The 23,707-nt window shown below is 59.5% G+C and carries 19 protein-coding genes; 8 read left to right on the top strand and 11 right to left on the bottom strand.

Annotated features, from left to right (window positions below; translation table 11 throughout):
- Positions 1 to 56 precede the first annotated feature (56 nt).
- Positions 57 to 4,271, top strand: a complete 4,215-nt coding sequence (locus ACYZTR_RS08820; protein WP_461978094.1) for a hypothetical protein — start codon at positions 57 to 59, stop codon at positions 4,269 to 4,271.
- Here the strand turns inward: ACYZTR_RS08820 and ACYZTR_RS08815 are convergent.
- From ACYZTR_RS08815 to ACYZTR_RS08795, 5 genes are all read right to left on the bottom strand, one after another.
- Entirely contained in the window at positions 4,252 to 6,090 is a 1,839-nt protein-coding gene (locus ACYZTR_RS08815) for an ABC transporter ATP-binding protein (RefSeq protein ID WP_461978092.1), read from the bottom strand. The genes ACYZTR_RS08820 and ACYZTR_RS08815 overlap by 20 nt on opposite strands.
- On the bottom strand, positions 6,083 to 6,721 hold the full coding sequence (locus tag ACYZTR_RS08810) for a DsbA family protein (RefSeq protein WP_461978090.1): 639 nt from the start codon (positions 6,719 to 6,721) through the stop codon (positions 6,083 to 6,085). The genes ACYZTR_RS08815 and ACYZTR_RS08810 overlap by 8 nt, the downstream gene beginning before the upstream one ends.
- Positions 6,722 to 6,724: 3 nt before the next feature.
- The gene (gene trhO, locus ACYZTR_RS08805) at positions 6,725 to 7,666 is read right to left on the bottom strand and encodes an oxygen-dependent tRNA uridine(34) hydroxylase TrhO (protein WP_461978089.1); all 942 of its coding nucleotides are present in this window, start codon (positions 7,664 to 7,666) and stop codon (positions 6,725 to 6,727) included.
- Between the two features lie 101 nt (positions 7,667 to 7,767).
- Positions 7,768 to 8,067 (bottom strand): BolA family protein, encoded by a 300-nt coding sequence (locus tag ACYZTR_RS08800; RefSeq protein ID WP_008151216.1) that lies wholly within the window; start codon positions 8,065 to 8,067, stop codon positions 7,768 to 7,770.
- A gap of 12 nt (positions 8,068 to 8,079) precedes the next feature.
- Positions 8,080 to 8,604 carry a DUF2059 domain-containing protein gene (locus ACYZTR_RS08795; RefSeq protein ID WP_109633752.1) on the bottom strand — a complete coding sequence of 175 codons (525 nt, stop codon included), beginning with the start codon at positions 8,602 to 8,604 and terminating at the stop codon, positions 8,080 to 8,082.
- Positions 8,605 to 8,796: 192 nt separating this feature from the next.
- Here ACYZTR_RS08795 and ACYZTR_RS08790 point away from each other — a divergent pair, with 192 nt between their 5' ends.
- Complete coding sequence (locus ACYZTR_RS08790; protein ID WP_461979626.1) at positions 8,797 to 10,191, top strand: class II fumarate hydratase; 1,395 nt, start codon at positions 8,797 to 8,799, stop codon at positions 10,189 to 10,191.
- Between the two features lie 42 nt (positions 10,192 to 10,233).
- On the opposite strand, the gene ACYZTR_RS08785 is transcribed toward ACYZTR_RS08790, so the two are convergent.
- Positions 10,234 to 11,187, bottom strand: a complete 954-nt coding sequence (locus ACYZTR_RS08785) for a DMT family transporter (protein WP_461978086.1) — start codon at positions 11,185 to 11,187, stop codon at positions 10,234 to 10,236.
- A gap of 211 nt (positions 11,188 to 11,398) precedes the next feature.
- On the opposite strand from ACYZTR_RS08785, the gene ACYZTR_RS08780 reads away from it, so the two are divergent.
- Positions 11,399 to 11,593 (top strand): DUF6316 family protein, encoded by a 195-nt coding sequence (locus tag ACYZTR_RS08780; protein ID WP_461978084.1) that lies wholly within the window; start codon positions 11,399 to 11,401, stop codon positions 11,591 to 11,593.
- 123 nt (positions 11,594 to 11,716) lie between these two features.
- On the opposite strand, the gene ACYZTR_RS08775 is transcribed toward ACYZTR_RS08780, so the two are convergent.
- Positions 11,717 to 12,901, bottom strand: coding sequence for a thiolase family protein (locus ACYZTR_RS08775; protein ID WP_461978081.1), 1,185 nt, complete (start codon positions 12,899 to 12,901; stop codon positions 11,717 to 11,719).
- Positions 12,902 to 13,006: 105 nt separating this feature from the next.
- Entirely contained in the window at positions 13,007 to 14,527 is a 1,521-nt protein-coding gene (pap, locus tag ACYZTR_RS08770) for a polyphosphate:AMP phosphotransferase (RefSeq protein WP_461978079.1), read from the bottom strand.
- A gap of 184 nt (positions 14,528 to 14,711) precedes the next feature.
- Between pap and mnmC the strand changes: the two genes are divergently transcribed.
- The 5 genes from mnmC (at position 14,712) to ACYZTR_RS08745 (ending at position 22,086) form a co-directional block, all read left to right on the top strand.
- Positions 14,712 to 16,694 carry a bifunctional tRNA (5-methylaminomethyl-2-thiouridine)(34)-methyltransferase MnmC2/FAD-dependent 5-carboxymethylaminomethyl-2-thiouridine(34) oxidoreductase MnmC1 gene (gene mnmC / locus ACYZTR_RS08765; RefSeq protein WP_461978077.1) on the top strand — a complete coding sequence of 661 codons (1,983 nt, stop codon included), beginning with the start codon at positions 14,712 to 14,714 and terminating at the stop codon, positions 16,692 to 16,694.
- 124 nt (positions 16,695 to 16,818) lie between these two features.
- On the top strand, positions 16,819 to 18,591 hold the full coding sequence (locus ACYZTR_RS08760; protein WP_461978075.1) for an N-acetylglutaminylglutamine amidotransferase: 1,773 nt from the start codon (positions 16,819 to 16,821) through the stop codon (positions 18,589 to 18,591).
- A gap of 3 nt (positions 18,592 to 18,594) precedes the next feature.
- Complete coding sequence (gene ngg, locus ACYZTR_RS08755; RefSeq protein WP_461978073.1) at positions 18,595 to 20,340, top strand: N-acetylglutaminylglutamine synthetase; 1,746 nt, start codon at positions 18,595 to 18,597, stop codon at positions 20,338 to 20,340.
- A 144-nt stretch (positions 20,341 to 20,484) separates the two neighbouring features.
- Positions 20,485 to 21,675 (top strand): osmoprotectant NAGGN system M42 family peptidase, encoded by a 1,191-nt coding sequence (locus ACYZTR_RS08750; protein ID WP_461978071.1) that lies wholly within the window; start codon positions 20,485 to 20,487, stop codon positions 21,673 to 21,675.
- A 183-nt stretch (positions 21,676 to 21,858) separates the two neighbouring features.
- On the top strand, positions 21,859 to 22,086 hold the full coding sequence (locus ACYZTR_RS08745; RefSeq protein ID WP_461978069.1) for a YheU family protein: 228 nt from the start codon (positions 21,859 to 21,861) through the stop codon (positions 22,084 to 22,086).
- Positions 22,087 to 22,091: 5 nt separating this feature from the next.
- On the opposite strand, the gene csrA is transcribed toward ACYZTR_RS08745, so the two are convergent.
- From csrA to ACYZTR_RS08730, 3 genes are all read right to left on the bottom strand, one after another.
- Positions 22,092 to 22,277 (bottom strand): carbon storage regulator CsrA, encoded by a 186-nt coding sequence (gene csrA, locus ACYZTR_RS08740; protein ID WP_282481278.1) that lies wholly within the window; start codon positions 22,275 to 22,277, stop codon positions 22,092 to 22,094.
- 153 nt (positions 22,278 to 22,430) lie between these two features.
- Positions 22,431 to 22,763, bottom strand: coding sequence for a YnfA family protein (locus ACYZTR_RS08735; protein WP_461978067.1), 333 nt, complete (start codon positions 22,761 to 22,763; stop codon positions 22,431 to 22,433).
- A 64-nt stretch (positions 22,764 to 22,827) separates the two neighbouring features.
- Positions 22,828 to 23,643, bottom strand: a complete 816-nt coding sequence (locus ACYZTR_RS08730) for an SDR family oxidoreductase (protein ID WP_461978065.1) — start codon at positions 23,641 to 23,643, stop codon at positions 22,828 to 22,830.
- Between the last annotated feature and the right edge of the window lie 64 nt (positions 23,644 to 23,707).

The raw sequence follows: 23,707 nt of genomic DNA, 5'->3' as shown, positions 1-23,707 counted from the left end.
AAGCAGCTTCAGGTGCTCAAGACTGGTGTCTTTCATAACTGAGGACGCCCATTGATATGACTTCCATTCCCCCTGAAATAACCGCATCACAACAACCTCAAGGTCAAATGGCGCAATACGACGCCTCGCCGGCCGAACGTCGACATAGCAACCCTTTGGGCTTATCGGTAAACGAGCTGGAAGAATGGCGGGCGGCGGCCGCTTTAAAGCTCGAGAGTGGCAATGACCTTTTACAGTTGAGGCGAGGCCCGACTCCACAAGACCTGGCGCTGTTCGAAAGTGTCAAACGAGTGTCCGCCAATCCCGACCGCGTGGATGTGCATGCACTGCACGACCGGATCATCCGGGAAGAAGTGATCCTTGCCGTCCAGGATTTTTTACCGGAAAAAAACTCCTCACCCTTTAGTTATCTCGCCGGACATGTTCTTTCGTCGCAGACTATCGAGCAGATCAAGGCAACACCCACTGTTTTTTTACAGAGGATTCTACAAACCGCCGAAGCCGAAACGCTGGGCCGTTCACTTTTAAAGGCCATTGGTTGGTACGGAGGCAATCAGGGTGAGGAAACATCACCCACCCTACGCACCCAATTGACCGCCCGGGCCTTACAGCTTTGGCTGAACCGGCCCGACAGTGAATCCCCCGTCTGCGTAGCCGGTTACGACTTGCGGACCGCCTCGATCCAGGGAAAAAGCTATCAGACCATCCAGTCCGAATTTGTGGTCCATCTGATCAAGTCCGCACGGGCAGCCTCGGAAAAAGAAGCCGTCATCATGTCTCGGTTGTTTCTGCCCCGATTTCCGAGCGAATTTCGCGTCAGAGACATTCCTCCCACGCTTCGATACTGCGGTTCTGTCGTTTGGGTGAATTTTGTCAACGGCGTGAACCTTATTCAGGCGACAGATGCGCAAGCGTTGGACCAGATGACATTCCAGCAGTTGGTCAATCTGCCGATCGAGACCTCCAGGGAGGCGTCGCCCGAACAACTGGAACTCCTTACCCTGACAAGGATTGATCCGGCCCTTGCCTGGGCGATCACCCAGGGTGAAGTAGCTCATCGTGACGATGGGAATTATTCGGATGACGAGATTGAACACGCGCTGCGCTGCCTCGACCGGCACACGGACGAACTGACGAAAGCCGTCCTGCAACTTGATCAGCCCCCCCCAAGCCGGCTCGATATGGCGAAAGCGCAGGTGGAACGCATCTTTGGCAAAGGCAGCTTCAGTTCCGACGGAAAAAAACTTGCCTGGAAAATCTTTCTCGACCCGAATGGTTTTCGCGACACGCCCGTGCTCAGAGGCAAGGAGTATGACTATTACAGCTTCGTTGATGTTTACGCCTCGGGCCAATTCGACAATAAGAAAGTCTGGACGATTACCGAGAGTGACGGCCGCACCGTTACCTCGCAGAAAATACAGCTGCTGGAAGATCAGACGATAAGAGTCTCGCCCCCATGGAAGCTGCCCAACTCTATTTTCGTCCTGTCTCCCCACAAAAAGCTGCCAGATATCAAGGCGCTCTTTGATAGCGCCTTTAAACAGTACCTGCAATTGACCCAAGCGGCTTATGAAACGCTGATCAACAGCCTGCTCGCTTCGCTGCCCAGGGTTGACCGTCGGATACTGGAGTCGGGTGAGATCAAAATTTACAGCTTGAGAAAAAAGACAACGAGTGTCGAAGCACAGAATGAAACCGCAGAAATGATCCTGCCGCTCAGAGCCCGCAACGGTTTGATACTACGGGCCGCTCATGAGCAGCAAACCGTCACTTACGAGCTGTTGCCTCGCGCAGGAGTCATACGGCGTCTTGAAGCGCTGTCATCGGGGTTGATCGGCGGCCGAAGAACCACCGAGGAATGGAAAGTCAGCAGATCCGCAACCGTCAAGGTTTCAGTGATTCGCCATAAAGACCTGCCATTTGACTGGGACACTCACTCATCGGGCACCGTCCCGAAGGACAACGCGTCTTGCCAGGCCATCATCGAAAAGCTGGGGAACACGCTACCGGCCATAGCCTCCGAGACTTCAAGCGCACAGAACACTCCCATCACATTGTCGTCCGAGCGAACGAAAGCCATCAGCCACCTGATCGCGACCGAGCTTCTGTATGTTGACCCCAAAGCGCTCAGAAAGGCCGCTAACGGGCAAACCGCAATCGAATTCAAAGAAGCGAAAGATAAAAAAACCCTCGACCTCGTGAAAATTTTCGTTCCGTTCTGGAACAGCATCGAAGACCTGGCGTCCGGGGACCGCCACCGAATCATCAACGGTGTGTTCGGCGTATTTGCTGACCTGGTTGCGTTCGTGCAGCCCGTCGGCAAGTTTGCTTCCGGCTCCGTGGCGTTATTGAAAGCCGGAGGCCAGTTGACGGTTTTCGCTCGTCTGAACACGTTTGGAACGCTGACAAAGCGTTTGCTGACATCCAGCCTACGAGCACTTTTGCCCCTTGATGGGCTTCCGCAACTGGTGCATCCACTGCGTAAAGCCATCATCAAATTAGGCAGGTCCGGCATCTTCAGGTCCAAGATGCTGATCGGCAATGCCGCCCGGTATGACGTGCTGCGCAGCCTGCCCGACGTTCAGGACGCTGGACGATGGAGGCCGCTGGCCGCCACGGATGATTTGGTCACGCTCAATGGGGTCGATGATTTGCCTGTGCGCCAGATTCGCACGGGTGCTGAACCCCACTACCGTCTGCTGGACCCGATAGCGTCCAGACCTTACGGGCCGGTATTGAACAACGATGAATTGATACGAGGTCGATCTCATTACCGGAGCCTGGAAACCAGCGGCGATCACGTACTCGTCGAACTGCCGGAAAACGTCCGGGCGCGAGAACTGCTCGAAGTTGATGGCCGGACAACGCTACTGCTTGATGACGTGCCCTATAGACTGCACGAAAACACGTTACGCCGCGCTGACCTTGTGGAGGTCGGATACACGGCGCTTCCATGCCGAGTGCGTCGCGCTCCTGGAGCGGTATGCACCACGAGTTTCGTTACGAGGCCGCCGGCGGCCCCTCCGCTTCCCGCCGAGCGATTCGACGAAGCCAAAGGCTGGGCGCTCTGGTTCGGTGACACGATTTACACCCCGGCCGGCGGCCGCGCCCCCATGAAAGCGGCCTCCTTTGTCAAACGCGATCACCTCACCGCGACCATCGAATTTCGCAAGGGCATTTATGCGCGCGTCAAAGTCAATGTGCCGGAGCAGGGTCTTGACGATACTTTTCAGGTGGGCGCGATTATCTGCCCGTCCAGGGATGGCTCGAAACACTATGTATTTACACGCCTCAACGCGGGAGACTTTTACGTGGCCGAACGCGGCGTGGGGCAGAGTCTGTACGACGGCCTGCTGCCCCTCAAAAAAGCCGATACCCTTGGCGACGAACTGAAAAACGAACTGATAGTGGTCTACACCGGCTCGCTGAATGCCAACAACGTCGCGCGCATTCACGGGGTCGAGGCCGTTGAACGCGCCATGAAAACCATGGATGACATCGCCATCCCCCTCGGCGTCACGACGACGCCGCCCGACAATATGAACTGGCTGAGAGTGGACACCAGCCCGGGTGAGGCGTTGATGTTCGACAACTCGACACGAATGATCGTCACCCGATTACCGGAAGGAGCGAGTTCCTGGACACGCAGCACCGGAGCGCCGCAAGCCTTCCGGGAAAGAACGGCCACTATCTTCGATACGCTGTTCCAGTCGCCGACCAGCAATCCCGCCAATGCCGCCGCCGCGTTGCGGATCGACAGAGCGATGCAGAAACTGCAACGGCTGTTGCCCCTGCGCGAACGTGCGCTCAATGCCAGAAACATCGCCTTCGCCGACGTGACGACCGTTTCGGGGAGTCGGGAGGTCTACGTCAGTGTTTCCGGAGCCCAGCGCACCACCACCCGCTTGCCGTTGTTCCAGCATCTGGGCGGCAATCAGGTCCGTATGGGTGATACGACGTACTTCAACATTGATTTCGATCAGGCTTACCCCAGAACGTCCCTTGAGGTCACTTCCGAGGGCAAGATATTGGCCGTTCCCCTGACGATCAAGGACATCAACACCTATAAACCGGCACAGACGATCAGACCGACTTCGCTGGACAGCGAAAGCAAGCTGATCGCTGCGATTCGTAAGAAATATCCCGATTTGTCGCAGATCCGCTCCGTCGACGTGGCGACGACGATGCGCCCTTGTGAGTCGTGTTCAGTGGTGCTGAAAGAGTTCGGTCACGATGGCGCAGACAACGCGCTCAAGGTGCTTTGGGGCTGACCTGCAATTGCTGCAAGTGCCCATAAAGCTTGGCGTACAACCCACCATCGGCAATCAGTTGCTGATGGTCGCCATCCTCGGCAATTTGCCCGCCGTCGAACACCAGCACCCGGTCGGCCTGCTTCACGGCCGACAATCGGTGCGCAATGATCAATGTGGTGCGGTTGCTCAAGAACCGCGCCAGCGCCTGGTGCAGGTTGTATTCGGTGGCGGCATCCAGCGCTGAGGTGGCCTCGTCGAGGATCACCACTTTAGGGTCGGCCAGCACCATCCGCGCAATCGCCAGACGTTGACGCTGGCCGCCGGACAAGCGCACACCGGAACGGCCGACGATACTGTCCAGGCCGTTGGGCAGCTCTCGAACGGTCTGGTGCAGTTGCGCGATTTCCAGCGCTTGCCAGCAAGCTTCGTCGCTGCGCTCACGCCCCATGGTCAGGTTGGCGCGGACGGTTTCGTTGAACAGTGCCGGGTGTTGCAGGACCACGGCGACATTTTCCCGAACGGTTTCCAGACCGATTTCCTGCTGGGTCGAGCCGCCAAAACGGATCGTCCCGGCGAGCGGCGTGTACAAGCCCAGCAGCAACTGCACCAGCGTACTTTTGCCACCGCCGCTGGCACCGACGATCGCGACTTTCTCACCGGGAGCGATCGACAGGTTCATCTGGTTCAACACCAGCTCGTCGCCGTAACCGAAACTCAAACCCTGGACTTCGATGCCCACGGTCTCGCGACCGTTGAACGGGTCGACGCCGCCCGGGTATTCAGGCTCATCGGCCCGGGCCAGTAACTCGTTGATCCGCGACAGCGCACCGCCAGCGGCGTAGTAGGCGTATTGCAGATTCAGCAGTTGTTCCACCGGTCCGATCATGAACCACAGGTAGCTGAACACCGCGAGCATCTGGCCGATGGACAGGTCGGAAAACAGCACGGTGAGCATCGCCGCCGCACGAAAAATATCGATGCCGAATTGGAACAGCAAGCCGCTGGCACGGTTCGAGGCATCGGTTTTCCACTGCGAGATCACCGCGTAATCGCGTACTTCCCGGGCGCGTTGACCCAGGCGCCCGAGGAAAAAGCCCTGACGATTGCCGGCGCGTACTTCCTGAATGGAATCGAGGGTTTCGGTGAGTGCCTGGGTGAAACGCGAGGTGCTGTCGTTCTCGAGTTTCTTCAGGTGCTTGACCCGCTTGCCCAACTGCACCGTGGCGTAGATCACCAACGGGTTGAACAGCAGGATCAGCAACGCCAGCTTCCAGTGCATCCACATCAGGATGGAGGCGGTGCCGACCAGGGTCAGCATGGCCACGAGGAAACGACTGAGGGTTTCGCCAACGAATTTGTCCAGCGTGTCCAGGTCGGTTACCAGGTGGGTAGTGACCGTGCCGCTGCCCAGGCTTTCATATTCACTCAGCGAAATACGCTTGAGCCGATCGATCAGCCGCAGGCGAATGCGGTACACGATGTCCTTGGCCAGCGCCGCAAACAACCGCGCCTGTACGACGTTGAACAGCAAAGCGGCGCAACGCAGACCCAGCGTCACCAGCAACATAAGGCCGATGTAACCCGCGGCTTTCTGCCAGTTTTCGGGCAACGCGTGGTTCATGATCTTCAGCGCGGTGTCGCCGTGGCCCAGCAGCACTTCGTCGACCAGCAACGGCAAGAGCAAGGGGATCGGCACGCTGCACAGGGTTGCCAGCACCGCCACGCCGTTGGCAATCCACAGGGATTTCTTGTGATGCAGCGCCAGGCGGCGGATTTCCACCCAGCTCAGACGGTCGACACGTGTAGCGGTTGGGGCGTCGTCAGGCAGATCAAGCACAGGCAGCGCGCTCCAGCCAGCGGCCGAGCAACGGAGACAATACGCTGAGAGGCTGATAGCCATTGGTCAACAGCGCCAATTGACCGTCTCGCTCAGCCAGTAATGTAGGGAAACCGGCAATGCCCAGGTCCTGGACCCAGGTGAAATCGCCAGCCGTCGCGGCGTGTTGATCGGCACGGTCAAACGTAGCGGCGAACTCGATGCGCGGCAGACCGGCTTGCTCCGCCAGTTCCACCAGAACACTGGCGTGGGTGACGTCGCGACCTTCGGCGTAAAACGCGTGCTGAATCAGCCCGAGCAGTTTCCACGCGCAATCCGGCGCCAGGCTGCGCGCAGTGACTAGCGCCCGACAGGCAGGTTCGGTGTCGTAGACAAACCCGTCGGGCAATGCGCCTTCCAGCTTGAACGGTTGGCCAGTAGCCTCAGTGACCGCCTGCCAATGCTCAAGGATGTAGCGTCGGGTGGTCGGCTCCAGCGCCGCGCCGCTGCCGGTACGCAAACCGCCTACCACCAGATGCACGTCCACCCCCGCGACTTGCGCCTGCTCGACCAGCGCATTGGCGACTGGCGCAAAGCCCCAGCACCAGGAACACATCGGGTCCATCACATAGAGCAGGCGTTGCGCAGACATGGTTCAAGCCTCGGAAGGAGTTTGCTTGTAGTTGTAGCCGATCGGGTGAGGCAGGTTGCGCGCCTTGGCCAACTCGATCTGCTTTTGCCGGTCGATGGCACTGCGACGGGTCTTCTCGCTCAGCTTATCCCAGCAATGCGGGCAACTGATGCCGGCCACATAGTGCTCGGACGCGCGGTCCTCGATGCTGACCGGTGTACGACAGGCATGACATTGATCGTAGTCACCTTCGCTGAGGTCGTGACGAACGGTCACGCGGTTATCGAACACGAAGCAGTCGCCCTGCCATTTGGTTTCTTCCTGCGGCACCGCTTCGAGGTACTTCAGAATACCGCCCTTGAGGTGATAAACCTCGTCGAAGCCCTGGCTGAGCATGTAGCTAGAGGCCTTTTCACAACGAATGCCGCCGGTGCAGAACATCGCGACTTTCTTGTGCACGGCCGGGTCGAAGTGGGCTTTGATGTAGTCGGGGAATTCGCGAAAGCTGGTGGTCTTCGGGTCGATGGCACCTTCAAAGGTGCCGATCGAGACTTCGTAGTCGTTACGAGTGTCGATCAACAGCACTTCAGGATCGCTGATCAGGGCGTTCCAGTTCTCTGGATCGACGTAGGTGCCGACCTTTCTGTTCGGGTCCACGCCTTCAACGCCGAGGGTGACGATTTCTTTCTTGAGTTTGACTTTGGTGCGATAGAACGGCTGGTCGTCGCAGTACGACTCTTTGTGGTCGATGTCGTCCATGCGTGGGTCGTTCTTGAGCCAGGCCATCAGCCCGTCGATGCCTTCGCGGCTGCCAGACACGGTGCCGTTGATGCCTTCTTCAGCGATCAGCAGTGTGCCTTTGATGCCGTTGTCGACCATCGCTTGCAGCAATGGCTCGCGCAGGGCGACGTAATCTTCCAGAGTGACGAACTTATACAGTGCCGCCACGACAATCTGTTGTGTCATGGGTGATTCTCCAGGTGGCTACCCTCGTAAGGGGTGAACCGGATGCGAAAAAAAACGCGCCGGGTGAGCGGCGCGTTGCGGATTCTAGCAAAAACAGCTGTTCAGTGCTTGCTACCGCCGGCACAGGTCGGCGAGGCCGGAGCCGCGTCGATCTGTGCCCATTCTTCTGGCGTGTAGGTATGCAGCGCCAACGCATGGAACTCGCCCATCAGCTCGCCGAGCGTGCCGTAGACTTTTTGGTGACGCTTGACCCGGTTGAGCCCTTCGAACTGCTGGCTGACCACCACGGCCTTGAAGTGGGTCTGCAACCCACGGCTGTGCATGTGGCTTTCATCCAGCACTTGCAGATGCTGTGGCTGCAACAGGCCCAGCGTCGATTCGATGCGTTGTTGCATGGTCATACCGAACTCCGCTTAAGGCTTTTTCTTGGCTGGAGCGGCGGCGCCTTTAGGCTCCAGCTCGGCCGTCATGTCAGCCAACAGTTTGTTGACTACAGGCACTGCGCTTTCCAGCTTGGCTTGAGTCATCTGGGCCGATTGCTGAGTCAGCTGCGGCATTTTTTCCAGGACTTTCTTGCCCAGTGGCGATTTGTAGAACGCGACCAGGTCTTTCAGCTCGGATTCGCTGAAGTTGGTGGTGTAGAGCTTGACCATGTCCGGCTTCAGCTTGTTCCAGCCAATGGCTTGGTCCAGCGCGGCGTTGGCTTTGGCCTGGTAAGTTTCCAGCAGGGCTTTTTTCGACTCGGGGGCTTTGGTCTGTTCAAAGCGCTGAGCGAACATTTGCTGCACTTGCATGTACACCGGAGTGCCCAATTTGTCAGCGTGCGCCAGGGTCAGGAAAGCCTCGGCACTGGCGTTGTGGCTGGCGGTATCGGCAAAAACAGGGCCGCTGGCGCAAACCAGTGCAACCGCGGTACAGATGGCACGAAGACGAGTCATCGAGTTTCCTTTTCTAGCAGGCGAGGTAAAACCCCAAGGGCGACCATTCTGCGCCTAAAAAAGTGTGTCGCTCAACCCCAAGCCTTGTCGGGCTTGATTTAGAGGGGTTGAACGGTCAAATTCCAGACTGATGGAACCACAGCCGGCGATCACGGCCTAAACTGCGCTATCAGACTTACAGGAGTGTGCATGATGAGCCGTATCGAAACCGACAGCCTTGGCCAGGTGGAAGTCCCGGATGAAGCCTACTGGGGCGCTCAGACGCAACGCTCGCTGATTAATTTCGCCATCGGCAACGAACGTATGCCGCTGGCGGTGCTGCATGCCTTGGCACTGATCAAGAAAGCCGCGGCGCGGGTCAATGACCGCAACGGTGACCTGCCCGCCGACATCGCCCGGCTGATTGAACAGGCCGCCGACGAAGTACTCGACGGCAGCCACGACGACCAGTTTCCGCTGGTGGTCTGGCAGACCGGCAGCGGCACCCAGAGCAACATGAACGTCAACGAAGTGATCGCCGGACGCGCCAATGAACTGGCCGGTAACCCTCGCGGCGGCAAATCACCGGTTCACCCTAACGACCACGTCAATCGCTCTCAAAGCTCCAACGACTGCTTCCCCACCGCCATGCACATCGCCGCCGTCCAGGCAGTTCAGCAGCACTTGCTGCCGGCGATCAGCGAACTGTCGGGCGGATTGGCCGAGCTGTCCGCGCGGTATATGAAACTGGTCAAGACCGGCCGGACCCACATGATGGACGCGACGCCGATTACCTTCGGTCAGGAACTCTCGGCGTTCATCGCGCAACTGGATTACGCCGAGCGGGCGATCCGCAGCGCACTGCCGCCCGTGTGTGAACTGGCCCAGGGTGGCACCGCGGTCGGCACTGGGCTGAATTCGCCCCATGGTTTCGGCGAAGCTATCGCGGCCGAGCTGGCCGCCCTGTCCGGCCTGCCGTTCGTCACCGCACCGAATAAGTTCGCCGCCCTGGCTGGCCATGAACCGCTGACGACACTGTCCGGCGCGTTGAAAACCCTTGCCGTGACCCTGATGAAAATCGCCAACGACCTGCGCCTGCTGGGCTCCGGACCGCGAGCAGGCTTTGCCGAAGTGAAACTGCCAGCCAACGAACCGGGCAGCTCGATCATGCCAGGCAAGGTCAATCCGACTCAGTGCGAAGCGCTATCGATGCTGGCTTGTCAGGTCTTGGGCAACGACGTCGCCATTGGTTTTGCAGCAAGTCAGGGCCATTTGCAATTGAACGTGTTCAAACCGGTGATCATCCACAATCTGCTGCAATCGATCCGCCTGTTGGGCGATGGCTGCAGCAACTTCCAACAGCATTGCATTGCTGGTCTTGAACCGGATGCAGAGAAAATGGCTGAACACCTGGAGCGTGGGTTGATGCTGGTGACGGCACTGAATCCGCACATTGGTTATGACAAATCGGCGGAGATCGCCAAAAAGGCTTACGCAGAAGGGCTGACCTTGCGTGAGGCGGCGTTGCAGCTTGGGTATCTGACAGATGAAGAGTTTGATGCCTGGGTGCGGCCGGAGAATATGTTGGAGGCGGGTGCCAAGGGTTAAATCCCCTGCCCCGATCGTTCCCACTCTGTGGGAACGATCAACTCAGGCCATCCGCATCCGCCGCGCCTTGAGCCCCGCAATCAACGACGGCCCCAGCGCCACTAACGCCGACCCAAGCACCACCAGCACCGCCCCGCCATAACCCAGACCATTGATTGTCTCGGCATGCACATACTCCGGCCACAACCACGCCGCCACGGCCACCGCAACGAAGGTCACCAACGGCGTAATCGCCAGCGTCGCACTGACCCGCGATGCCTCCCAATGGGCCAGTGCCTCGGCAAACGCGCCATAGGCGATCAAAGTATTCATGCAGCACGCCAGCAGTAGCCAGCCTTGCAGCGGACTCAGTTGCAGCGCTTCCAGCGGATGCACCCACGGCGTCAGCAACAGCGCGCAGAACAGGTAAATCACCATCATCACCTGCAACGAATTCCACACCGTGAGCAATTGCTTCTGGCCTAGGGCGTAGAAGGTCCAGACCGTGGACGCCAACAGCACCAACAGCACACCGGCGGTGTAATCGGTCAGCGAGGTCAGCAACTCGGCCAGCCGCTGATTGAAAAACAATGCGAAGCCCATCAACAGCACCAGCAGGCCAATCCCCTGCCCCACGCTGAACCGTTCCTTGAACACAAACAGACTGGCGATCAACAACATGATCGGCCCCATCTGCACCACCAGTTGCGCGGTGCCGGGGCTGAGCAGGTTCAGGCCCATCAAGTACAGCACGTAGTTGCCCACCAGGCCGAGCACCGCCATCAACACCAACCAGCCTCCGCGCGGCCCGAGCACTTTGCGATTCGGCAGGCGCCTGGTCGCCGCCAGGTAAATGAACAGGCACCCGCCGGACACGATCAAGCGAAACCAGGTCACCGTCACCGGGTCCATCACCAGCAGCACTTGCTTGAGTTTGATCGGCAGGATTCCCCACAGCAACGCGGTCACCAAGGCCAGGAACAGACCGTAAACCCAGCGACCTGATGAAATGTGCATGGCGAACCCCGAAGCCAAGTGGCAAGAAAGGTCATTCTAGGCTTAGCGCCGTTCGGCACACAGGGACAGTTCGCCGTTGGCCGCGAATGAAACTGTGCAGGTCGCACCATTAAATTGGCGCTATGCCGTCGATCGGCTCGCCAGGCGTTGCAAATGGTTCATGCATAAGCTCATTGAATTCGTTAGCAGGAACATCACTCAGGAGATCGCCATGTACGGCAAACGCGCCCAGGACATTGCCCCCGCCACGCACTTTCGCTGCGACCGGGTGTGTCGTGTGAATGGGGAGTTGTATTTCAGCACCCGGGAAAACACCCTGGAGGGGCCGTTTGAAAACCCGGAGAAGGCGGCGCGGGAGATTCAGGCTTACATCGAGCGGATGCTGCTTTTGCGTATGAGCCTATAGACCGCGGCGCCTCCATTCGCGAGCAGGCTCGCTCCCACAGGGATCTCGTGTGTGACATAGATCGAGTGTGGGAGCGAGCCTGCTCGCGATATAGGTTAATCAGGGAACACGAACCCTCCGAGTTTAACGCACCGCCTCAAACAACCCGGTCGCCCCCATCCCGCCCCCCACACACATGGTGACGATGCCGTAACGCAGATTACGCCGCTGCAATTCACGCACGATATGCCCAACCTGACGCGAACCGGTCATGCCGAACGGATGACCGATGGAAATCGAACCGCCATTGACGTTGTACTTGTCGTTATCGATCTCCAGCCGATTGCGGCTGTACAGGCACTGGGACGCGAAGGCTTCGTTAAGTTCCCACAGATCAATGTCGGCAACCTGCAAACCCTTGGCCTTGAGCAACTTCGGCACCGAAAACACCGGGCCGATGCCCATTTCATCCGGCTCGCACCCGGCCACGGTGAAACCACGGAAAAACGCCTTCGGCTTTAACCCCAATTCCAGGGCTTTCTCCAGGCTCATGACCAGCGTCATCGACGCGCCATCGGACAGCTGAGAAGAATTGCCCGCCGTCACCGAACCGTCTTCGGCAAACACCGGCTTCAATCCCGCCAAGCTTTCCAGGGTGGTGCCTGGGCGATTGCAGTCGTCGCGATCGACAATGCCGTCAAGGATCTGGACCTGACCGGTGGCCTTGTCTTCAACGCGATACTTCACCGCCATCGGCACGATTTCATCGTCAAACGCTCCAGCGCCCTGAGCCTGAGCGGTACGTTGCTGACTTTGCAGCGCGTACAGGTCCTGTTCTTCGCGGCTGACGTTATAACGACGTGCAACGATTTCGGCCGTCTGCCCCATTGGGAAATAAATGCCTGGCACCTGCTCTTTAAGCAGCGGATTGATCAGGTTGTCGGTGTTGACGCTTTTCATGGTCAGGCTGATGGACTCAACGCCTCCGGCGACGATGATGTCGCTGCAACCCGAAGCGATCTGGTTGGCGGCGATGGCGATCGCCTGCAAGCCCGAAGCGCAAAAACGGTTGAGTGTCATACCGGCAGTGCCCGTACCCAGGCGCGACAGCACCGCGACGTTGCGACCGATGTTGAACCCTTGGCCGCCTTCGTTGGAGCCGGCACCGACGATGCAATCCTCGACGCTGGCCGGGTCGATGCCCGTGCGCGCCAACAATGCGTCGACACAATGCGCCGCCATGTCGTCCGGACGGGTCATGTTGAACTTGCCGCGAAAGGATTTGGCCAGGCCGGTCCGCACGCTGTCGACGATCACCACTTCACGCATGGCATACCTCATTGTTGTTGTCAGTTGAGAGTGGACCGAGCATAAGCCCACCCAATTACCGACTGCGACAATCATTCACCCCGTGTATGCGTAACCATCGGTTCGCTATTTGTTCTTTTTGGCTTTCCTGGCGTGTTTGTCGGACTTTTCGAACGCTTCTTCCAGCGCATGGTTGATGGTGCGCAGGACTTTGACCCGCGCCCAGCGCTTGTCATTGGCTTCCACCAAAGTCCAGGGCGAGATCTCGGTGCTGGTACGGTCGACCATGTCCCCGACAGCAGCCCTGTAGGCCTCCCACTTATCGCGGTTGCGCCAGTCGTCTTCGGTGATCTTGAAGCGTTTGAAGGGGATCTGTTCGCGCTCTTCGAATCGTTCCAGTTGCGTCTGTTTGTCGATAGCCAGCCAGAACTTGACCACGATTACCCCGGCATCGGCGATCTGCTCTTCGAAATCGTTGATCTCACTGTAGGCGCGCAACCAGTCGGCCGCGCTGCAAAAGCCTTCGATGCGCTCCACCAGCACCCGGCCATACCAGGAGCGGTCGAACACAGTGAATTTGCCTCGCGCCGGTAAATGTCGCCAGAAGCGCCAGAGATACGGGTGCGCCCGTTCCTCTTCGGTGGGCGCGGCGATCGGCACGATGCTGTACTGACGCGGGTCCAGCGCAGCGGCTACCCGGCGAATCGCACCGCCTTTGCCCGCCGCATCGTTGCCTTCAAACACCGCGATCAAGGCGTGCCGACGCATGCGTTTGTCGCGCATCAGCCCGGAAAACCGCGCCTGCTCGGTGATCAGCTGTTCTTCGTAATCGTCCTTGTCCAGGCGCAGGGTCAAGTCGAGGCTGTCGAGCAGGTTTACCTGATCGACGCTGGGGGACACTGGCGCGGCGCTGACTTTTTCCGGGTGAATTTTCGGACGTTTCAGAGCGCTTTGCAGACCCTCGAGCAAAATTTTGCCCACCACCAGACTCCGATAACGCGGGTCCATCCCGGCGATCACATGCCACGGCGCATAGTCACGGCTGGTGCGGCGCAGTATGCGTTCGCCATATTTCACGAATGTGTCGTACGTTTCGGATTGTTGCCAGTCCAGCGGACTGATGCGCCAGCTGTGCAGCGGGTCATCGGCCAGCGCCTTGAGGCGTGCCTTCATTTGTTTCTTGGAAAGATGGAACCAGAACTTGAAGATCAGCGCGCCTTCGTCGCACAGCATCTTCTCCAGCCGCTCGGCGGCGTTGATGCTTTGATCGAGTCTGGGATCGTTGAACAAGCCATGAACCCGGCCTTGCAGCATCTGGCTGTACCAATTACCGAAGAAGATCCCCATGCGGCCCGTGGCCGGGAGCATCCGCCAGTAGCGCCAGGCCGGTGGTCGCGCCAGCTCTTCGTCGGTCTGTTGATCGAAGGTGCGAACCTCGATCAGGCGTGGGTCCATCCATTCATTAAGCAACTTGACCGTCTCGCCCTTGCCAGCGCCTTCGATGCCATTAATCAAAACGATCACCGGAAAGCGGCGTTGCTGGTGAAGTTCGAACTGCGCTTCGAGCAAGGCTTCACGCAGGGCCGGCACTTCGGCGTCGTAGGTGTCTTTGTCGATGGCGTGACCGATTTCGGCGGATTCGAACATGGGACGGCTCCTTCCAGGATTGAGCAAGACTAGCGGATTGGGCCGATAGTCAGCAGAGAAAATTCCCTGTGGTTCAGGCTTTTGTGGGGATTGTCCCTGACACACCCAGCCTGGCACTTGCCATGGATCAAGCACCGCCCCGGCGATCGGCTAGAATGGCCGCCTTGCCGTTGCCGAGCCTGCCATGAAACCTGTATTGCCCCACGCCCAGCTCGACTGGGACGACCAAGGGCTCCCGCGCTCGCGGGTGTTCAACGATGTGTATTTTTCCGATCTGTCGGGGTTGGACGAAACCCGCTACGTATTCCTCGAACAGAACGCTTTGCGTGAGCGTTTCGCTGCGTTGCCGGCCGGCGGTCGACTGGTGATTGGCGAGACCGGTTTCGGTACCGGGTTGAATTTTCTGTGCGCCTGGCAGTTGTTCGAGCAGCATGCGGTGGCCGGTGCGCGGTTGCATTTTGTCAGTGTCGAAAAGTACCCGTTGAGTGCACCGGATCTGCAACGGGCGCTCGCGCTATGGCCGGAGCTCAAGCCGTTTGCCGATCAGTTACTCGCGCAGTACGTGGCGATCCATCAAGGCTTCCAGCGCCTGGTGCTGGATAACGGCCGCGTGACGTTGACCCTTTTGATCGGCGATGCATTGGAACAATTGCCGCAACTGGACGCGCAGATTGATGCCTGGTTTCTCGACGGTTTCGCCCCGGCGAAAAACCCCGACATGTGGACCGCCGAACTGTTTGCCGAACTCGCCCGGCTGGCGGCGCCCGGTTCGACCATCAGTACGTTTACCAGCACCGGTTGGGTGCGCCGATTGCTGAATGCGGCAGGCTTCAAAATGAAGCGAACGCCCGGCATTGGTCACAAATGGGAAATCCTGCGCGGCGTGTTTCTCGGCTGGCCTGAAGAAGTCCCAGCGCCCGCCGCGGCCAAACCATGGTTTGCGCGGCCGACGCCGCCTACCGGCGAACGTCGAGCCCTGGTGATCGGTGCCGGCCTGGCCGGTTGCGCCAGCGCCGCCAGCCTGGCTGCGCGGGGCTGGCAAGTGAGTCTGCTGGAGCGTCACAATGCGCTGGCGCAGGAAGCCTCGGGCAATCCTCAGGGCGTGCTGTACCTCAAGCTTTCGGCCCACGGCACGGCGTTGTCGCAGTTGATTGTCAGTGGTTTCGGTCACACCCGGCGCTTGCTGGAACATTTGCAACGGGGCGTCGACTGGGACGATTGCGGGGTCTTGCAACTGGCCTTCAACGCCAAGGAAGCGGAACGTCAGGCGCAATTGGCTTCAGCCTTTGCGCCTGATCTGGTGCGCTTGCTCGATATACCGCAAGCCGAGGCCCAGGCCGGCATCGCCCTTGAGCACGGCGGATTATTCTTCCCGGAAGGCGGCTGGGTTCATCCGCCCGCGTTGTGCCACTGGCAAGCGTCCTCGGCGAACATCCAGTGGCTGCCCCATCGCAATGTACTGGAACTGCGCAAGGTTGATGATCAGTGGCAGGCCTGGGACGGGGATGATTTGCTGGCCAGTGCCCCCGTGGTGATCCTGGCCGGCGCCGCCGAGATCAAGCGTTTTGCGCAGAGCGCCGAACTGCCCCTCAAACGCATTCGTGGCCAGATCACCCGACTGGCACAAACACCTGAAAGCCAGAGCCTGGCCACCGTCGTCTGCGCCGAAGGCTATGTCGCGCCGGCTCGACTGGGCGAACACACGCTCGGCGCCAGCTTCGATTTCAAGAGTGATGACCTGACCCCGACCCTCGCCGAACACCTCGGCAACCTGGCCTTGCTCGAGGAAATCTCCCCGGACCTGACCACTCGACTGCATGCTCAAGAACTGGACCCGCAGCAGCTAGAAGGACGCGCCGCATTTCGCTGCACCAGCCCGGATTACCTGCCGATCGTCGGCCCGTTGGCCGAGCAAGAAGCGTTCGCCGACGCCTACGCCGTACTGAGCAAGGACGCACGGCAAGTACCGGAAACTCCCTGCCCGTGGCTTGCGGGTTTTTACGTTAACAGTGGCCACGGTTCTCGCGGCCTGATCACTGCGCCACTGTCGGGTGAATTGCTCGCAGCGTGGATCGAGAACGAACCTCTGCCCCTGCCCAGGGCGGTCGCCGAGGCCTGTCATCCCAACCGTTTTGCTGTGCGCCAATTGATCCGCGGAAAAGTCTGACGGCTCGCCTTATAACTTATCGGTCTAAAACTCCGGGGATTCAGCCGGGTCAGTTTCTGAGTACCCGCCGTTTTTGGCGCGGTATCGATTGACCCTCCCCAACGGAAAAACCGGTAAGGACTTTATGTGTGGATTAGCTGGCGAGTTACGCTTTGATCATCAACCTGCGGACCTCGCGGCCGTTGAACGAATCACCCATCACCTGGCGCCTCGCGGTCCTGACGCGTGGGGCTTTCATAGCCAAGGGCCGATTGCCCTAGGCCATCGTCGCCTGAAAATCATGGACCTGTCGGACGGCTCGGCGCAGCCGATGATCGACAATCAATTGGGCTTGTCCCTGGCCTTCAACGGCGCGATCTACAACTTCCCGGAACTGCGCACCGAGCTCGAAAGCCTCGGGTATGCCTTCTATTCCGGTGGTGACACCGAAGTGCTGCTCAAGGGCTATCACGCTTGGGGCGAAGCCTTGCTGCCCAAGCTCAACGGCATGTTCGCCTTCGCCATCTGGGAGCGCGACGCTCAACGCCTGTTCATCGCCCGCGACCGTCTCGGCGTGAAGCCGCTGTACCTGTCTCGCACCGGTCACCGCCTGCGCTTTGCCTCGGCGTTGCCGGCGCTGCTCAAGGGCGGCGACATCAACCCGATCCTCGATCCGGTGGCACTCAATCATTACCTGAATTTCCACGCGGTGGTCCCGGCGCCGCGCACCTTGCTGGCCGGCATCGAAAAACTGCCACCAGCGACCTGGATGCGCATCGAAGCGGACGGCACCACCGAGCAGAAAACCTGGTGGACCCTGCCCTACGGCCCACACGCCGACGAGATGAATCTGACACTCGAAGACTGGCGTGACCGCGTACTCGACAGCACCCGTGACGCGGTGGCGATCCGTCAACGTGCGGCGGTCGATGTGGGTGTGCTGCTTTCGGGCGGGGTCGATTCGAGCATGCTGGTCGGTCTGTTGCGTGAAGTCGGTGTTGAAAACCTGTCGACCTTTTCCATCGGTTTCCAGGATGCCGGCGGCGAGCGCGGCGACGAGTTCCAGTATTCGGACCTGATCGCCAAGCACTACGGCACGCAGCACCACCAACTGCGCATTGACGAAAAAGAGATCATCGAGCAACTGCCTGCGGCTTTCCGCGCCATGAGCGAACCGATGGTCAGTCATGACTGCATTGCTTTTTATCTGCTGTCCCGTGAAGTGGCCAAGCATTGCAAGGTGGTGCAAAGCGGCCAGGGTGCCGACGAGTTGTTCGCCGGTTATCACTGGTATCCACAAGTCGACGGTGCCGCCGATCCGTACGCGGCCTATCGCGATGCGTTTTTCGACCGCAGCTACGACGATTACGCCGCCACTGTGCAGCCGAAATGGCTGACGGCCAACGACGCGGCCGGTGACTTCGTCAAAGAACATTTCGCACAGCCTGGCGCCGATGCGGCAGTGGACAAGGCCCTGCGTCTGGACAGCACGATCATGCTGGTGGACGACCCGGTCAAACGCGTCGACAACATGACCATGGCCTGGGGCCTGGAAGCGCGCACGCCGTTTCTCGACTACCGCCTGGTGGAACTGTCGGCGCGCGTGCCGGGCAAATTCAAACTGCCGGACGGCGGCAAGCAAGTCTTGAAAGAAGCCGCGCGACGGGTCATTCCGAGTGAAGTGATCGATCGCAAAAAAGGCTACTTCCCGGTCCCTGGTCTGAAGCATTTGCAGGGCGAAACGCTGAACTGGGTGCGCGAATTGCTGCTTGATCCGAGCCAGGATCGCGGCCTGTTCCAGCCAGAGATGCTCGACCGCCTGCTAACCGATCCCCAAGGCCAGTTGACCCCATTGCGCGGCTCCAAGCTGTGGCAATTGGCGGCGCTGAACCTGTGGCTCAGTGAACAAGGAATCTGATCGATGAAACCCCACGCCACGGCCTACAGCCAACGCTTGTTGCGCGGTCAGGCGCCCTCGTACGAACGCTTGCAGGCGCGTCTGGCCGAGGACGGCAGCGAATTGGGCGCCGCACCGATAGCCGTGCATTGCGGCTGGGGCCGGTTGCTGATCGGCCACACCTTCCCCGATGCGGCGAGCCTGGCCCAAGAGTTGCTCAACGAGCAGGCCGGCGAACGCGACATCGCCTTGTATGTGGCTGCGCCCCAGCAAGTGCTGGGGCTGGAGCCGGCCCAGTTGTTTCTCGACCCGTCCGACACCTTGCGTCTGTGGTTCAGCGATTACCGCCAGTCCACTCGGGTGTTTCGCGGCTTTCGCATTCGTCGTGCACAAAGCGATATGGATTGGCTGGCGATCAATCAGCTGTACCAAGTGCGGGGCATGCTGCCGATCGACACCCACCTGCTGACCCCACGTCATCTGGGCGGCCCGGTGTATTGGCTGGCCGAAGACGAAGACAGCGGCGCAATCATCGGCAGTGTCATGGGCCTCAATCATCACAAGGCGTTCAACGATCCAGAGAACGGCAGTAGCTTGTGGTGCCTGGCAGTTGATCCGCACTGCTCGCGACCGGGTGTCGGCGAAGTACTGGTGCGGCATTTGATCGAGCACTTCATGAGCCGTGGGCTGAGTTACCTGGACTTGTCAGTGCTGCATGACAACCGCCAGGCGAAAAGTCTTTACGCCAAGTTGGGGTTTCGAAACCTGTCGACCTTTGCCATCAAGCGCAAGAACGGGATCAATCAGTCGTTGTTTCTGGGCCCCGGTCCCGAAGCCGAATTCAACCCGTATGCGCGGATCATCGTAGATGAAGCCCATCGGCGCGGCATCGAAGTACAGGTCGATGACGCCGAGGCCGGTCTGTTCACCTTGGTGCATGGCAGTCGGCGTGTTCGTTGCCGTGAGTCACTGAGCGATCTGACCAGTGCCATCAGCATGACGTTGTGTCAGGACAAGAGCCTGACCCACAAGGTCTTGAAAAATGCCGGGCTGAACCTGCCATCGCAACAACTGGCCGGCAACGCCGATGACAATCTGGCCTTTCTCGACGAGCACGAACGCGTGGTGGTCAAACCACTGGATGGCGAACAGGGCCAAGGCGTCGCGGTGGATCTGCGCACCATCGAAGAGGTCCTGCAAGCCATCGAATCCGCCCGCCAGTTCGACAGTCGCGTGCTGCTGGAGAGCTTCCACGAAGGCCTCGATTTGCGGATTCTGGTGATCGGTTTTGAGGTGGTCGCCGCGGCCATTCGCCGACCGGCAGAAGTGGTGGGCGATGGTCAGCATTCCATCGGTGAGCTGATCGAAGCCCAGAGCCGGCGTCGTCAGGCGGCGACCAGCGGTGAAAGCAAAATCCCGCTGGACCATGAGACAGAGCGCACCTTGCACGCGGCGGGTTATGCCTACAGCAGTATTCTGCCGGCCGGTGAGCATTTGTTCGTACGACGTACAGCGAATCTTCATACCGGCGGCATTCTCGAGGATGTCACGGCGATCCTGCATCCGACCCTGGTGGACGCGGCAGTGCGCGCGGCGCGGGCGCTGGATATTCCAATGGTCGGGCTCGACCTGATGGTGCCCGCCGCCGATCAACCGGACTATGTATTTATCGAAGCCAATGAGCGCGCCGGACTGGCCAACCATGAACCGCAGCCGACGGCCGAACGGTTTGTGGATTTGTTATTTGCGCATAGTCAGCCGGCGGCCTAACGCTCCCCTCACGATCGTTCCCACGCTCTGCGTGGGAATGCAGCCAGGGACGCTCTGCGTCCCAAAAGCGGACGCGGAGCGTCCAGTGAGGCATTCCTACGCAGAGCGTGGGAACGATCAACTATTTACTCATCAGGAGTTTCCATGACCAGCAAAATTCCCGAACCGGATCTGATCTACCTGCAAAAAGTCCTGCTGGAAATGCTCGCCATTCCCAGCCCGACCGGGTTCACCGACACCATCGTGCGTTATGTCGCCGAGCGGCTTGAAGAGCTGGGAATTCCCTTTGAGATGACTCGCCGCGGCACCATCCGCGCCACTCTCAAGGGCAAGAAGAACAGCCCCGACCGTGCGGTCTCCGCCCACCTCGACACCATTGGCGCGGCGGTTCGCGCGATCAAGGACAACGGTCGTCTGACCCTGGCCCCCGTCGGTTGCTGGTCCAGCCGTTTTGCCGAGGGCAGCCGGGTCAGCCTGTTTACCGACAACGGCGTGATCCGTGGCAGCGTGCTGCCGCTGATGGCTTCCGGGCATGCGTTCAATACCGCCGTGGATGAAATGCCGATCAGTTGGGATCACATCGAACTGCGCCTGGATGCTTATTGCGCCACCCGTGCCGATTGCGACTCTCTGGGGATCAGCGTCGGTGACTTTGTCGCCTTCGACCCATTGCCGGAGTTCACCGAAAGCGGCCACATCAGCGCTCGACATCTCGACGACAAGGCCGGTGTTGCAGCCTTGTTGGCGGCGTTGAAAGCGATCGTCGACAGCGGCGAAGAGCTGACGATCGATTGCCATCCGCTGTTCACCATTACCGAGGAAACCGGCAGCGGCGCCGCGGCGGCATTACCTTGGGACGTCAGCGAATTCGTCGGCATCGACATTGCCCCGGTTGCGCCGGGCCAACACTCCAGCGAACACGCGGTCAGCGTGGCGATGCAGGATTCCGGCGGACCTTATGACTATCACCTGTCACGGCATCTGCTGCGCCTGGCCAGTGACAACGAGTTGCCAGTGCGCCGCGACCTGTTCCGCTACTACTTCAGCGATGCCCATTCGGCGGTCACCGCCGGGCACGACATTCGCACCGCCCTGCTCGCCTTCGGCTGCGACGCCACTCACGGCTACGAACGCACCCACATCGACAGCCTTGCCGCCCTCAGCCGCCTGCTCGGCGCCTACATCCTCAGCCCGCCAGTATTCGCCAGCGATGCTCAGCCCGCGAAAGGGTCGCTGGACCGCTTCAGCCATCAGATCGAACATGACACGCAGATGGAAAGCGATACGCGGGTGCCGTCGGTGGACAGTCTGGTGGGGCAGCGGTCTGATAGTTGACCCTTGCATTTTCATCGCCTGAAAAATTGCCATCGCGAGCAGGCTCGCTCCCACAGGTGACCGTATTCCCCTGTGGGAGCGAGCCTGCTCGCGATGGGGCCAGGTCAGGCCATACATCAGGTCCGGACTAGCCGCATCCAATCATTCACCGTAGCATCGCGCCATTGTTTAGCCGAGGTGCCCATGCTGATTCCCCACGACCAACTTGAAGTCGACACCCTCACCCGTCTGATCGAGGATTTCGTAACCCGTGACGGTACGGACAACGGTGATGACACACCGCTGCAAACCCGTGTTCTGCGGGTTCGCCAGGCATTGACCAAGGGCCAGGCGCTGATTGTCTTCGATCCGGACAGCGAGCAATGCCAGTTGATGCTCAAGCATGATGTGCCCAAGCACCTGTTCGACTGAGGCCTTCAGCGCCCTTTGTTTTTTGCCCGTTTGGCCTGGATGCGGTCGTAGACCTCCGCCCGGTGCACGCTGACGTTCTGCGGCGCTTCGACACCGAAGCGCACAGTGTTGCCGTTGACCGCGACAATGCGCACGGAAATGTCGTCACCGATGGAAATCAATTCGCCCACAACGCGACTGAGTACAAGCATGACATTCATCCTTCAGGGTTATCGGACCCTGAAGATGCCTCGCGTGCAGCAGCTCTTCAATGCGCTGGCAGACAATCAGTCCCACCCTACAGCGCAGGACGAACGCTTCCTAAGGAAACGTCTGACAAATCGATTGATTGAAGGACCGATCCTTCAGGAGGCGGAGAAACGCGGCCCGAAAAGGATGATGCTCGCCCCGATCACACACAGCGCCACACCGATCCAGTCCGAGCCCAGTGGACGAATCCGCTCGACCACCGCCAGCCAACCAATCGACGCGATGATGTAGATACCACCGTAGGCGGCGTAGGCGCGACCGGCGTAGGTCGCTTCGATGCGGGTCAGCAGCAGCGCGAACAAGGTCAGGCTGAGCAGAGCCGGAACGACCCACCAGGCGCTTTTGCCTTGGCGCAGCCACATCCAGAAGGCAAAGCACCCGGCGATTTCAAACAGCGCGGCAAGGAAAAACCACAGGTAATTGAGCATGCAAACGTCTCACGAGGATGACCGATTGCGGCCACCCTAACGACGGTGTAGTGCACGGGCAAGCTCAGCCTGCGGATTGTTTGGCCTTGGCGCGCATTTTGTCGGCCATGACGGTCATTTCGTCGTAGAGCAGTTGCGGGTTCTTCTGCTTGAGCGCCCAGGCCATGCGGCCCTGCTCGTGTGGCAGAATCATGAACTCGCCAGCGGCAACGTGCTGATAGATGTAGTCGGCAATGTCGGCAGCGGTGATCGGCGAGCTTTCCAGCAACTTGCCGACCTGGGCTTTCATCGCCGGCGTCGGGCCACGGAAGGAGTCCAGCAGGTTGGTCTGGAAGAACGACGGGCAGACGACATGCACGCCCACTTCCTGCTGCGCCAGTTCGATCAGCAGGCTTTCGGACAACGCCACCACGCCAGCCTTGGCGACGTTGTAGTTGCTCATGGCCGGGCCTTGCATCAGGGCTGCCATCGACGCGATGTTGATGATCTTGCCTTTGCTTTTTTCCAGCAGCGGCAGGAAGGCCTTGCAGCCTTTGACCACGCCCATCAGGTTGATCGCGATCTGCCAGTCCCAGTCCTCCAGGGACAGCTCATTGAAGAACCCGCCCGAGGCAACGCCAGCATTGTTGACGATGACGTCGATGCCACCGAGCTTCTCCTCGCAGGATTGAGCGAAGGCGGTCAGCTGGCTGTAATCACGCACATCGCAACGCTGGATAAAACCGTCGCCGCCAGCTTCGCGAACTAAATTCAGTGTTTCCTGCAGACCGGGCTCGCTGACATCCGACAAGGCCAGCTGCCAGCCTTCACGCGCCCAGCGCAGCGCGATTTCGCGACCTAAGCCCGAGCCCGCGCCAGTGATCATCATGCGATTTTGCATAGCAAACAGCCTTGTAGTTCCGGGGAAGATGCATCGAGTGTAGCGAAGGACTATGCCCGACCCA

Source organism: Pseudomonas sp. Hz4 (assembly GCF_054898165.1).
This window is presented reverse-complemented; position numbering and strand designations above follow the sequence as displayed.